The following is a 12,773-nucleotide window of genomic DNA, read 5'->3' as shown; positions in this document are numbered from 1 at the left end:
CCATGACCCCTGATCCGACCAACCCGGACTACCTGGAGCACCAAGCCATCCAGGCGCAGATCGACAAGCTCACCATGCAGGGCGAGCTGCGCATGGACAGCACGGTCGGCCCGGCCGGCAGCGCGTCCTACGTTCCCAAGAGCTGGAACCTGGACGCCTACCGGGACTTCCTCGCACGCAACCGAGCCACCATGCCCCAAATGAACGGTGCCCTCCCCACGGGCACGAAAAGCATTCTCGACCTCGCCAAGTCCACCATCGACGGCGCCGAGGGCTTCTACCCGACCGCCTACTACGGCTCGAAGAACCCGAAGCGCACGGACCCGAAGAACATCACCGTGCGCCCCGGCGACTTCGATGACAACGCGCCGGCCCAAGCCAGCAACGAGGTCGCCATCGGCTACGGCTTCAACCTGAACGCCCACAAGAACTGGCGCAGCCTGTTCTCGCAGATGTTCGGGTTCACCGACGCCGACAACCATGCCATCGCCAACGGCCAGAAGGGCCTGACCCAGGAGCAGGGCGGACAACTGCGGGATCACCTGATCCTCCAGTTCAACGCCGACATCGACCGCATGCTGCCCGGCACCGTCCTCAACGACGGCGAGCGGGCCGCGCTCATTTCCCTGGCCTACAACGCCGGGGCCGGTGGCCTGCGCCGCTCGGGCATCCCCGACGCGATCCAGCGCGGCGCCAAGCCGCAGGAGGTCGCCCAGATGATCCGGTCGTTCAACACGCTCGGCGGCCAGCTCCAGAACCGGCGCAACCACGAGGCCGCCGTGTACCTGGGCGCCAAGGCGCAAGCCTTCTTCGACAACGGCTCCAACCGTCTCCCACCTCAGTGACCCTCAACGCAAAGAGTATCGAGCGCCTCACGGGCGTCCACCCCCATCTGGTCGCCATCGTGCAGCGCACGGCGGCCGCCAGCGCCATCCCCTTCCAAGTCTCCGAGGGTCTGCGCACCCCCGAGCGCCAGCGCGAGCTGGTCGCCAAGGGCGCCAGCCAGACCCAGAACTCCCGGCACCTCACCGGCCACGCCGTGGACGTGGTGCTGCTAAACCCGGACGGCTCGGCCAACTGGGACTTCGCCAAGTACCGCGAGTTCTCCAAGGACTTCCTGGCCGCTGCGGCGGCCCTGAGCCACCCCGTGATCTGGGGCGGCGCGTGGACCACGCTGCGCGATGGCCCGCACTTTGAACTGGACCGCAAGGTCTACCCCTGATCCCCCTGGAACCAATGGACCCATCGACCAACCCGACCGCTCCTGCGGTTCCCCTCTCGAACTACACCCCCACGTTCTCCGAGCCTGTCCAGGCCCCCGCCATGACCAAGGCGGACGGCGGTGATACCTTCGGCCGCCCGACGGCCCAGGAGGTCGCCGAGGCGCACTGGTCGCGCTACAGCATCCTCGGCCAAGGCGTGATGCACCTTGCGGCCGGCGCACTGGACGAAGGCGACCAAGCGGTGGACCTGAGCTTCAACGCCCGCCGCTACGCCCGCGAGGCCGGCCTGAGCGGCCTGGACGAGGAGCTGGCCTCCGGCTGGTTCGACGGCGCCCGCAACCGCGCCCAGTTCGACCGGCTGGCCCAGGTCGCCCGGTGGAACCAGGACCTCAAGCAGACGATCATCGACGGGCATGACGGCTCGGCCGTCCTGAACTTCGCCTACGGCCTGCTGGACGTGACCTCCCTCCTGTCCGTCGCCGGCCTGGGCCGGGGCGCCCTCGGCGGCGCCGCTGTCGGCCTGACCGACGCCCTGGCGCAGAACGCGGTGCTGCACAAGCTCCAGCCGCTGCGCGAGCGCGAGGACGACTTCATGAACATCGGGGTCTCCACGTTCCTCGGCGCCGGCCTGGGCGCGGTGTTCAACCGCCTGCCGCACGATTCCCCGCTGCGGCCCGGCCACCCGGACAACCCGCTGCACCCGGAGAACCTGGACAAGACCCCGCTGCGCGAGCAGGGCCTGGGGTCGTCCAGCGGCGCCGAGCTGCGCGGCGACTCCATCGGCGCGGCCCGCGTGGCCCAGGGCTACGACGACGCCGGCAACCCGGTGTACCGGCCGCGCATGGCCGGCGACGACTTCAAGATCGCCCAGGGCGGCAAGGCCCAGCAGTGGATTGACGACACGCTGTTCGGCGGGCTGACGCCCATCGGGCGCATGACGCACTACGACGGCCCGGGCCTCGAAGCGATGGCTCGCCTGACGGACATCCCTGGCCTGAACCTACGCGGTCATCTGGAGGGCCGGGTGCAGGGACCGGACGCCGAGTCGCTGCGCACCCTGTACACGCTCGAAGGCCAGAAGGCCGCCGAGGACGTGGTGGGCCTGTTCCGCAAGGCTAACGAGGACCTGGGCGACAGCGCCTCCGGCCTGCTGCACGACGCGAAGGACATGGTTCACAGCCTGTCCACCGGCACCGTGGACGTGGGCTCCGTGTCGCGCCGGGACTTCATGGCGGCCGTGGACGACCTCAACATCGCCGCCGCCACCGCCCGGCAGACGCAGGGCGACATCTACGCCCCGATCATCGCCAAGCTCAAGGACTCCCTGGGCGGCGACGAGGCCAAGGCCACCAAGGTCTTCGGCCGCGTGAAGGAGGCGGTCGAGCGCCAGCAGAAGTTCTACAACGACTTCTGGGACGAGGCCGTGCGCCACGGCGCCGCCGATCCCCGGCTGGCCCAGGACGGCCACTACACCCCGGTGCTCTACAACAAGAAGGGGATCGACAAGAACCCCGCCGAATTCGAGACGATGCTCCTGGAGCACGTCGCCGACAAGCCGCAAACCGAGTTCCTCCAGGCCCAGGGCTACATCGCGCAGGGAGGCCCGCCCAAGCCCGTCAAGCCGGGTGAGAAGGCCGAGGCCCTGCCGGCCGACTGGGAGGCCCTCAAGGCTCAGGACCCCGCACGCGCCGCCAAGGCGATCCGCGAGTGGGCCGGCGACCAGGAACTGGCCCGCACCCTCGTGGCCGAGGGCCGGGTGGCTGCTGCCGAGACCCGGCAGGCCGCTGCCCAGGAGGCCGCAGCCGACGTGCTGGACGACTTCCGGGGCGCCTCGAAGGACTACCGCAAGGCGTCCCTCAAGGAGCTGCGGGCCGAGGCGGCCGAGCAGACCCTGGCCGCCAACGTGCGAAACCTGGGCGCCGCGCAGCGGGCCGCCGAGAAGGCCGAGGCCAAGGTCAACGCCGCCCTGGCGAAGGTCAAGGACCCCTACGCGCTCGCGGAGGACCTCCAGGAACAGCTCGCCCGTGGCGGCCACGACCTGGACGCCCACGCCCGCGCGGTGCGTCAAGCCGAGCGTTCGGCCGATGACGCCCAGGGCTTCGTGGGGTTCCTCCGCGACGAGAAGACCCCGCACCTCGACGCACGCAAGGACCTCGCGCCCCTCAAGGACGAGGACTGGCGGGCGGCCCGGGACCTGGAGCACGCCCAGACCCAGATTGCCGAGGTCAACCGCGAGCTGCGCGAGGCCCTGGAGAACCGCAAGACGGCCCAGGACCACCTGCGCGAGGCCCGCGCGGTCTTCGAGGACACCGCCTCCCGCCAGCGCAACGCCGCCGACTGGAAGGCCGCCGTGGACAAGGAGGTCCGCACCCTGCTCCAGCACGAGGACCACGCCGACCTCGCCCCCGGATTCCGGGAGCGCATGGCGCGTGACACCGAGCGCCTGGACAAGCTGCGGATCGCCCTGGAGGACGCCCAGGCCGCCCGGCAGAAAGCGCTCATCATGAAGCGCCTGCTGCGCCAGGACCTGACCGCCGCCGCCAAGGAGGTGCGCGACAGCGCCCATGCGCTGCGCAAGGCCCAGTGGGCCGCCTCGCGCAACGCGAAGCAGACCCCGGCGGCCAAGTGGGCGCAGCAGCTCACCAACCACCTTCGGGGCGGCCAGCGTGCGCCCGGCGGCCTGCTGCTGGACAAGGCGCCCATGACGGGCCGGCTCAAGCAGAAGACGCTGAACTGGTCCTTCGAGGAAATGCAGAAGCTCAAGGCCATGGAGTTCCGCGAGTCGGACCCGCTGCACCAGATGGACCGCTACACGTCCGACCTGGGCGGGCAGGTCGCCGCGCACCGCGCTTTCGACGGGGCATCCCGCGACGAGGTGCTGCGCGAGGCGATGGGCCACTACGACACCCTGATCGCCGGGGCCAAGTCCGAGAAGGAGAAGGCCGCGATCCGCACGGTGCGCGACAAGAACCTCAAGGACGTGGAGGCCATCTGGGACAAGGTGCTGGGGCGCCACGAGGTCAAGGACGACGACGCCCTGACCTGGACCATCGACCGGCTCAAGCAGGCGACTCTGCTGCGCTACCAGGGCGGCTTCATCTTCGGGGCGGTCAACGACATCGCCACCGGCATGTACGCGGCACGCGGCTTCGCGCCGGGGCTGGTCGCCATGCGCGGCAAGACCGGCAAGCTGATCGCCGAGGCGGCCAAGGGCCACGAGGGCGCCAAGGAACTCTCGACGTTCCTCCAGTCCCTGGAGCACGGCTCGCACATGGCGTTCTCCGAACGCGCCCTGGCCTCCGGGGCCGGCGAGGACCTCGCAGGCTTCGGCTCGGGTCTGACCCGGCAGGTGACCGGGAAGGTCGAGGCCGTCATGAACGCGACGGCAGACGCCACCGGCAAGCTCTCTGGCCTCAAGGGGTTCTCGGACATCATGCGCCGCACGGCCGCCTGGGTGCAGCTCACCAACATCCGGCGGTGGGCGAAGGACGGCTGGGACAAGCTCCCGGCCGGCAAGCGGGCCGACCTCGCCAAGCTGGGCATCGGCAAGACCGAGCTGACGCAGATCGGCCGGCTCATGGACAAGCACGGCGAGGACGTGAAGGACCTGTTCATCCCGAACACGCACAAGTGGATCGCGGACTCGCAGGGCAACACGGACCCGCTGGGCGCCCACATGGCCGACGTGCTCAACCTCGCGCTCGTCAAGACCGCCAAGCGGGCCTCCATCGTCTCCGGATTCGGCAACCAGCCGCTGCTCATGAGCAAGCCGATGGGCCGCCTGTTCCTCCAGTTCCAGAGCTACGCCGCGACGTTCTACCAGGGCTTCCTGCGCAGCGCGGTGCAGCACGGCGCCCTCACGGGCGAGTACGGCCGCTCGGCGATGGCGCTGGGATGGGCGCTGGCCGCCGGGGAAATGTCCGCGCAGATCGCCGCCTTCCGCAAGGAGGGCACGGCCGGCCTGGGCAACTACAACGACCCGGACAAGAAGGCCGCCCACGCGGTGGAGGTGATCCAGCGCAGCGGGTTCCTCGGCATGGCCGGGGCGCCCCTGCAAGCCGGGGTCAACCTGCTGTCGCCGGTGCTCAACGCGAGGACCGGGGTCACCCTGACCGGCAGCACCAGCAAGTACAGCCAGAACGGCTGGCTGGCGAACCTCGCCGGCCCGTGGTCGCAGACCCTTGCCGATGTGTCCCAGATGGGCGCCGACGCCGCCAACGGCGAAGGCTCCCGCGTGTGGAAGAAGGCGCACACCCTGATCCCCCTCAACCAGCAGGCGAAGGTGCTCATGCACCTAGCCGGCGTAGACAGTTTCTAGGCGACGGAGGTCGCCGCCAACCTCATGACGACGACCTACCAACCCTGGAACGACTACACGGCCGACGGCGCCACCAAGCGCTACACCTTCGGGTTCCCCTACCTGTCCCGCAGCCACATCGTGGTCACGCGGAACGCCGGGGCGCCCGCTCTATTCAAGTTCATCGACGACCACACCGTCGAGGTACACACCCTGTTCGGCGAGCCCATCCCGGCCGGCGAACCCCTCAAAATCTTCCGCGCCACCCCTGACCTCGACGCCTTCGCCGACTTCAAGGACGCGGCCCTCATGACCGCGACGGACCTGAACCGTGCGCGGCTCCAAGTCCTGTATCTGGTGCAGGAGCGCAGCGGCGGTCTGACCGGCTCCGTGTCCACGGTCATCACCAACCTGACCTCGGAAATCGAGACTATCTCGGGCGCACTGGACAGCCTCGCGTACTCGCAGGCGATCCTCACGGCCGGCCTTCGGACCCTGGACGAACTCGGCGCCCGCGCCGTGGCCTTGGAGTCCGGCCAGAAGGCGATCCAGGAACTGGTGGACAAGACCATCGCGGACGTGCAGGCCGCCAACGGGGCCGTCGTCACGCGCCTGGATACCGTCGAGGCCCAGCAGGCCAACCTGTCCGCCTCAGTGAACCAGAGCATCGCCACGCTGGTCAGCGCCGACCTCGCGTTCTCCAGCCGCCTGGATTCGGTCAAGGCCGAACTGGATGCCCTGGGCGATCCCGACACCGATGATCGTGAGGTCGAGCGCATCGCCGCGTCCATCCTTGGGTCGGCCGTGGCTGAGGCCACCTCCACCTACACCCAGGCCCGCCAGCTGGAGACCCTGGAGGCCCGCTTCAAGGACGTGGACGCCCTGATCGAACAGGAGAGCAAGGTCCGCTCGGATGCTGATGGCGCCCTTGCCAAGGACATCCTGACCCTCCAGACCCAGATCGGCGAGAACCTCGGCCAGATCATCCAGGACCTGGAGACAAGCATCGACCGCGTGGGCGACCGCGTGGTCAAGGTCGAGTCGCAGTACAGCCTCAAGACCATGGCGCAGCGGGCGGACGGCAAGCAAGTCTTCGCCGGCATTGGCCTCAACGCCACGGCCAGCGACGACTACACCGGCTCGGAAATCGTCCTGGCCGCCCAGCGCCTCGTGTTTGTGGACAGCGCCGCCCCCAACGGGACCCTGCAACCCATGTTCGTCGCCGGGAGCGTGGACGGCTCGCCGACCTTCGTAGTCCCCTCCAACCGCGTGGGCGACAAGACCTTCCCTGGACGTGTCCTGGTGGACGGCGCAGTGGAGGCCCGGAGCATCGCCGCCGACGCGGTGACCACGGACAAGCTCAAGGCCGGCGCAGTGACCATTGGCAAGCTGGACGTGAGCCTGGGCACCAACCTGCTCAAGTCCTCGACCTTCCTGGACGGCCTGAGTGGCTGGACCTACAGCGACAACCTGGGTGGCATCACGACCTCCGTGAACGGCGCGGGCGCGACCTGGAAGCCCGAGGCCATGGACGCGGCCAGCATGTTTCAGGGCAACCAGAACTACAACGGCCAGGACATCGCCTCGCGCTTCTCGGAACTGACCAGCGCCAATTTCCCGGTGATCGGGGGTGAGCGCTACGAATTCTCCTGCTACACTGGGCTACACCGGGCGGTCGGCCGCATCCTCCTCGTCTTCGTGGACGCAGCGGGGAACGCCGTGGGCGTCTTCAACTCCGTGGAAGACAACGCCGCCGCCGCCACTGGCGGTGCGCTGCTGTCCAACTGGAAGCGGCTGTACGGCTTCGGGGTCGCCCCGACTGCTGCGGCCTCGGCGCGGCTTCTGATCCGCAAGGGTCCCACCCAGGCCGGGCAGAGCGACAGCTGGCTGTTCGCCACCATGCCCTTTGTGGCCGTGGCGGGGCCGAACCAGACCCGTCCGAGTCCCTGGACCACGAGCGGCCTGGGCACCACCATCACGCCGGCTGGCATCACCACGCCGTCCCTGAGCGCCCTGAGCGCCAACATCGGCACGGCGACCGCTGGTCGCCTTCAGAACGCCGCGAACACGACGTGGATTGACCTGAGCGCTTCTTCGTTGAGCTTCGGTGGCGACCTGACCTATGACCCCGCCAACGGCCTGCGGGTTAACAAACTCGCTGTGATCGACACGGCGCAGATCGCAGGCAACGCGCTGTCGAAGACGAGTTCGGCTACTTCTGCTTCCGGCACGGCCACCCTGGCCCTGGGCCTCACTGAGCAGTCCACGGTGATCTGCATGGGCTCAGTCGATTCGCCCAGCCCGCACCAGGATTGGGCCGCCGGTACTTCGACCATCGCCCTGTCGGTAAACGGCGTGCAGCAAAGCACCGGGAGCGGTATCGGGTCGGGCTGCTCCACGATGGCCTGCGTAACGCTCCCAGCTGGGACCCACACGGTCACCGGCAGCCGGGCCGGCAGCGTCGGCACCGTGAGTCTCGCAACCATTCAATTCAAGCGGTAAGCCGCACAACCACCAAAGGAACCAATGACTTGGTATCGCACCGGGACCGTCAAAGTCACCTCCGGTAGCGCCGCTGTGTCCGGCTCGGGCACGCTGTGGAACAGCAAGGCGTGGAAGGGCGATGCCCTGATGGCCCCTGATGGGAACCTCTATGAGGTCACCAACATCGGCTCCGACACCGCGCTTACCCTCGCTACCCCCTACACCGGGACGGACGCCGCTGCCGCTTCCTACGTCCTGGTGCCCACCCAGAGCATCAGCCGCTTCCTGGCCGGTCAGGTCTCCGACCTGATTGCCCTGTACCAGTCCATCCCGGAGTCGGTCCAGGGCGACATCGACGCCGCCAAGGCTGCGGCCACCACGGCCACCCAGGCTGCTGCCGGCGTCACCGCTGGCGTCACCACGGCCACCGAGAAGGCAGCTGCGGCTGCTGGGTCTGCCACGGCTGCTGCCTCCTCGGCGTCGGCTGCTGAGGGCTCTGCGACCACGGCGAACACTCGGGCCACCAATGCCAGCAACAGCGCCACCGCTGCCGCAGGATCGGCCACCACCGCAGGCACCAAGGCTGGCGAGGCCTCGACCTCCGCGACCAACGCCGCTAACTCGGCGACGGCTGCGGCCGGCTCGGCCAGCACTGCCAGCACCAAGGCGACGGAGGCGTCCAACAGCGCCAGCACTGCCAGCACCAAGGCGGGCGAGGCCAGCACGTCCGCGACCAACGCGGCGAACTCTGCTGCCGCTGCCGCCAACAAGGAGCCGACCATCGCTGCTGGCACCACCGCGCAGTTCTGGCAGGGCAACAAGACGTGGCAGGACTTCGGCACTGCCGCCCGTGGCACCGCCTTGACCGGGCTGGTCACCACGACCAACGCCGTACTCGCCACGACCGATTCGATTCTGACCGGCCTCGGCAAGCTCCAGGCCCAGATCAATGCCCGGGCGATCCTCAGCACCACCACCACCCAGACGTTCGCCGGGCCTATCTCTATGAGCAGTTCGCTCACGGTGGCCGGCCAGTTGACGCTGAACAACGGCTGCTTCGCCGTGGGCTACCGCTCCCGCAACGGCACCAGTGGCACCTACGGTGGCAACTGGATGAACCTGGAATGGAACGGCAGCAACACATGGCTGTGGGTCGATGCCACGGGCGTCGGCCAACTCCAGATGGCCTCGGACGAGCGGGTGAAGCAGGACATCGCGCCTCTCGCCGCCGACCGTGAAGCCTACCTGGGCATCAAGCCCATCGTCTTCGACTACGCGAACGTCGGGGTGTTCAAGCCCGCAGGGAAGCTCTCCACCGGCTTCTCGGCCCAGAACCTCACCAAGGTCTTCCCGGCCGCCGTGGACGGCGACGTGACCGCCCTGACGCCCAAGGGTGACCCGCAACCCGCCATCGTCCTGGACCGCCCCCTGATCGCCCTGACGGTCCTGGAAGTCCAGGCGCTCATCCGCGAGGTGGAAGACCTCCGCACCCGCGTCACCGCAATCGAGAAGACCTAACCTGTCTCGAAGTAACCCATGACCACCAAGTACCGCATCTTCGCCCACAACGGGCAAGTCACCGCCATCGCCTTCGGCCCCGAGAGCCCTCACGTCAACGGCATCGAAGTGTCGGCCGGCGAGTCCGAGGACCTCGGCACGACCCTGGCAGTCCTGGCGCCTTCCGGCGTCGGCTCGCCCTGGCCGGCCAAGGTTGCCCCCGTGCCGCCTGCCGCCGCCGACGCTTCGATGGCCCCGAAGTCCAAGGTGACCCGCAAGACGGGCACGGCCGCTGCTGTGGCTGACGGGGCCGCATGAACGACCAAGACAGCCTCTGGCGCCCCCTGGCCGTCCTGGCCGGCGTCGGGGCTTTCATTGCCCTCGGCAAGCTCTTGATGAGCGACGAGAAGTTCTCCTGGCGGCTGGCCTTCGGACGCACGATCATCAGCGCAGGGCTCGCCGTTGCGGCCGGCTCCATCCTGGCCTTCGTCCCAGGCGTCCCCATGCTGGGCGTCATCGGGCTCGCCTCGGCCGTCGCCGTGCTGGGCGAGCAGTTCCTGGAGCGCCTGATCCACGAGAAGGTCACAGGCGGCGCGTGACCCTGCGTTGCCGCCGGGCTCGGGCCAGTGATGCCGAGACCCTGCGGGCGCTGCACGTCCTGACGTTCCCCTGCGACGACCACGAGGACTACCTCGCGGGCGCATGGTGGATCGTCTGGGACGGCGCAAGGCCCATCGCCTTCGCCGGCTGCCGGCCGGCCATCACCGAAGACACCTCCTTCTATTTCAGCCGCTGCGGCGTCCTGCCCGACTACCGGGGCCGGGGCCTCCAGCGCGTCCTGCTGGGCAAGCGCATTCGCTACGCCCGCAAGCGCGGCCTCGTTGCCGCCATCACCACCACCTACTGCCACACGACCAGCGCGAACAACTTGATCGGCGCTGGCTTCCGCCTGTACGACCCGGTGCGCCCCTGGGGCGTCGAGGGGACCCTGTACTGGCGCAGGACCATCCAATGACCGAACCTATCAACGAGCCGGTGATCCGCTCGGCCTTCGAGGCTGCGCTGATCCAGGGTCTCAAGGGTCAGCCCCTGACCAACAAGGACGGCGCCATCGTGGACCCGGGGACCGGCGAGGTCCTCCTGGGTGCCCCGGACGCCTCATTTCTCTCCGTGGTCCGCGCGTACCTCAAGGACCTCAAGGACCCGGCCGGTGCCGCCAAGGTGCCCCAGACGGGCAAGCCCCGCGAGGGCGGGATGCTGGACCAGTTCATGAAGACGCAGGGCAAGGGCCTGCCGTTCGGCCGGCCGCAGTGATCCTGGCCGTCCTGTTCGCGCTGGCCCTCCTGGGGCTTGCGCTGGTCGGCGCGGGGTATCCGAAGTGAGCATCCCCGGCCGACCGTGGTGGCACGACCACGAGGACCCCGTGCTTGCGGACTACCGCAACATGGCGTTTCTCATCTGGGACCACCTCGCTCTGCCTGCGCCCACGCCCGCGCAGTACGAGATTGCCTACTTCCTCCAGCACGGCTGGGCCGGCTACGGCCTGGACCCCCAGGGGCGCTATGCCCACTGGTTCGGCGAGGAAGACGCAGAGCCTGATCGCGCCGGCTGGACCCGGCTGGCCGAGCCCCATGTCTTCCGCGAGGATGTCCTGGAAGCCTTCCGGGGCATCGGGAAGTCCTACCTGACCTCGGGCTTCGCGCTGTGGCGTCTGGAGCGCCGGACCTACGACGAGACGGTCTTGGTGGTCTCGGCCTCGGGCACGAAGGCCAAGGAGTTCGTCTCGATGACGAAGACGCTCCTCAACACCATGGAGCGCTTCGCGCACCTGCGGCCACGCGAGGACCAGCGGGACACCGCCTACGCCTTCGACGTGAACGGGGCCTCAATCTCCCAGTCCCCGTCCATCAAGGCCGTGGGCATCACCGGGCAGATCACCGGCTCCCGGGCAACGCTCATCATCGCGGACGACATTGAGGTCACGGACAACAGCCGCACCGTCGAAGCGCGTGAGCGGCTGCTGCACAAGACCAACGAGTTCTCGGCGATCAAGGTGACCGGCGGGGCGGACGTGATCTGCCTGGGCACGCCCCAGACCGAGGAGTCCATCTACACCAAGCTCATCCGCGAGCAGGGGTACATGGGCTGGATTCTTCCGGCCCGGTTCCCCACGGTGGACAAGCGCGACAGCTACAAGATCACCCGCGAAGGCGGGCAGGTTCTGGACTGCCTGAGCCCCTGGGCGAGGCGCGTGGACGCCAACCCCGGCCTCGCCTGGACGCCGACCGACCCCGAGCGCTTCAACGAGTTCGAGTTGCAGAACCGCGAGAGCAAGGGCCGGGCGTACTTCGCGCTCCAGTTCCAGCTCGACACGTCCCTGAGCGACGCGGAGCGCTATCCGCTCAAGCTGCGCGACCTGATCGTAATGCACCTGGACAGCGGCAAGACCCCCAAGGCGCCCCGTGGCGTCGTGTGGGGGCCGGACAGCCAGGGCAAGAACCGCAGGGACGACCTGCCGGTCGCCGGGTTCTCCGGGGACCACTGGCTCGGCCCGCTGTTCGTGGACCCGGAGTGGGCCGGCTTCGAGCAGTCCGCGATGTTCGTGGACCCCTCGGGTCGCGGCGCCGACGAGACGGCCTGGGCCGTCGTGAAGGTCCTCAACGGGCTGATGTACGTCGTCTCCGTGGACGGCTTCGATGGCGATCCCGCCGAGGCGATGGTCCGGCTGGCCCTGGCCGCCAAGGAGCACAACGTCCACGAAATCGTGGTCGAGCCGAACTTCGCCGGAGGCGTCTGGGTGAATGCCTTCCAGCCTGTCCTGGCGAAGCACTGGCCGGCCTCGAAGCCCGGGGAGACCGCAGGCTGCTCGGTGCTGGAGTCCAAGTGGGCCAAGGGCCAGAAGGAGCAGCGGATCATCGACACGCTGGAGCCCGTGATGACCGGCCACCGGCTGATCTTCAACGACTCCGTGGCCCGCGACGAGAAGCTCTGCTACCAGCTCACCCACATCAGCCGCGAGCGAGGCTGCCTCACCCACGATGACCGCATCGACGCCCTGGCCGGCGCGGTGTCCCACCTCCAGCAGGCGCTGGCGCAGGACGTGCAGCAGGCCATCAACGACATGGAGGAGGAGTGGAAGGAGGAGGAACTGGCCCGCGTGCTGCGAGCCCATGAGCGCATCGGGTCTGCCCCGCGCGGCACCATCTGGTCCGTGGAGGAGGACGAAGACGGCGAGCCGGTGCCGGTGTACCGGGTGACGTTCTAAGAGGGCG

At 68.7% G+C, this 12,773-nt stretch carries 10 protein-coding genes; all 10 read left to right on the top strand.

Going from position 1 to position 12,773, the window contains the following annotated elements; all coding sequences use genetic code 11:
• Nucleotides 1–2 precede the first annotated feature (2 nt).
• The 10 genes from GAK38_RS03875 to terL all read left to right on the top strand — a co-directional run bounded on the left by GAK38_RS03875 (nucleotide 3) and on the right by terL (nucleotide 12,766).
• On the top strand, nucleotides 3–845 hold the full coding sequence (locus GAK38_RS03875) for a glycoside hydrolase family protein (RefSeq protein ID WP_325341603.1): 843 nt from the start codon (nucleotides 3–5) through the stop codon (nucleotides 843–845).
• Entirely contained in the window at nucleotides 842–1,222 is a 381-nt protein-coding gene (locus tag GAK38_RS03870) for a M15 family metallopeptidase (RefSeq protein ID WP_325341601.1), read from the top strand. Before GAK38_RS03875 ends, GAK38_RS03870 begins: the two co-directional genes overlap by 4 nt.
• A gap of 101 nt (nucleotides 1,223–1,323) precedes the next feature.
• On the top strand, nucleotides 1,324–5,541 hold the full coding sequence (locus GAK38_RS03865) for a hypothetical protein (protein ID WP_325341599.1): 4,218 nt from the start codon (nucleotides 1,324–1,326) through the stop codon (nucleotides 5,539–5,541).
• 24 nt (nucleotides 5,542–5,565) lie between these two features.
• Nucleotides 5,566–8,022 carry a phage tail fiber domain-containing protein gene (locus GAK38_RS03860; RefSeq protein WP_325341597.1) on the top strand — a complete coding sequence of 819 codons (2,457 nt, stop codon included), beginning with the start codon at nucleotides 5,566–5,568 and terminating at the stop codon, nucleotides 8,020–8,022.
• Nucleotides 8,023–8,046: 24 nt separating this feature from the next.
• Nucleotides 8,047–9,522, top strand: coding sequence for a tail fiber domain-containing protein (locus GAK38_RS03855; RefSeq protein ID WP_325341595.1), 1,476 nt, complete (start codon nucleotides 8,047–8,049; stop codon nucleotides 9,520–9,522).
• An 18-nt stretch (nucleotides 9,523–9,540) separates the two neighbouring features.
• On the top strand, nucleotides 9,541–9,819 hold the full coding sequence (locus GAK38_RS03850; RefSeq protein WP_325341593.1) for a hypothetical protein: 279 nt from the start codon (nucleotides 9,541–9,543) through the stop codon (nucleotides 9,817–9,819).
• Nucleotides 9,816–10,100, top strand: coding sequence for a holin (locus tag GAK38_RS03845; RefSeq protein ID WP_325341591.1), 285 nt, complete (start codon nucleotides 9,816–9,818; stop codon nucleotides 10,098–10,100). Before GAK38_RS03850 ends, GAK38_RS03845 begins: the two co-directional genes overlap by 4 nt.
• The gene (locus GAK38_RS03840; protein WP_325341589.1) at nucleotides 10,097–10,516 is read left to right on the top strand and encodes a GNAT family N-acetyltransferase; all 420 of its coding nucleotides are present in this window, start codon (nucleotides 10,097–10,099) and stop codon (nucleotides 10,514–10,516) included. The genes GAK38_RS03845 and GAK38_RS03840 overlap by 4 nt, the downstream gene beginning before the upstream one ends.
• A complete protein-coding gene (locus GAK38_RS03835) occupies nucleotides 10,513–10,815 on the top strand; it encodes a hypothetical protein (RefSeq protein ID WP_325341587.1) in 303 nt (100 codons plus the stop codon). Before GAK38_RS03840 ends, GAK38_RS03835 begins: the two co-directional genes overlap by 4 nt.
• A 109-nt stretch (nucleotides 10,816–10,924) precedes the next feature.
• Nucleotides 10,925–12,766: a phage terminase large subunit gene (terL, locus tag GAK38_RS03830; RefSeq protein ID WP_325341585.1), complete on the top strand. Its 1,842-nt coding sequence runs from the start codon at nucleotides 10,925–10,927 to the stop codon at nucleotides 12,764–12,766.
• The last annotated feature ends 7 nt before the right edge of the window (nucleotides 12,767–12,773 follow it).

Origin of the sequence: Xylophilus sp. (assembly GCA_009914555.1) — a bacterium.
Classification (GTDB): Bacteria; Pseudomonadota; Gammaproteobacteria; order Burkholderiales; family Burkholderiaceae_C; genus WNDY01.
This window is presented reverse-complemented; position numbering and strand designations above follow the sequence as displayed.

What these genes read in the sequence shown, in the direction of transcription:
- GAK38_RS03845 (WP_325341591.1), top strand. Translation starts at nt 9,816, where the DNA reads ATGAACGACCAAGACAGCCTCTGGCGCCCCCTGGCCGTCCTGGCCGGC.
- GAK38_RS03835 (WP_325341587.1), top strand. Translation starts at nt 10,513, where the DNA reads ATGACCGAACCTATCAACGAGCCGGTGATCCGCTCGGCCTTCGAGGCT.
- GAK38_RS03860 (WP_325341597.1), top strand. Translation starts at nt 5,566, where the DNA reads ATGACGACGACCTACCAACCCTGGAACGACTACACGGCCGACGGCGCC.
- GAK38_RS03875 (WP_325341603.1), top strand. Translation starts at nt 3, where the DNA reads ATGACCCCTGATCCGACCAACCCGGACTACCTGGAGCACCAAGCCATC.
- GAK38_RS03855 (WP_325341595.1), top strand. Translation starts at nt 8,047, where the DNA reads ATGACTTGGTATCGCACCGGGACCGTCAAAGTCACCTCCGGTAGCGCC.
- GAK38_RS03850 (WP_325341593.1), top strand. Translation starts at nt 9,541, where the DNA reads ATGACCACCAAGTACCGCATCTTCGCCCACAACGGGCAAGTCACCGCC.
- GAK38_RS03865 (WP_325341599.1), top strand. Translation starts at nt 1,324, where the DNA reads ATGACCAAGGCGGACGGCGGTGATACCTTCGGCCGCCCGACGGCCCAG.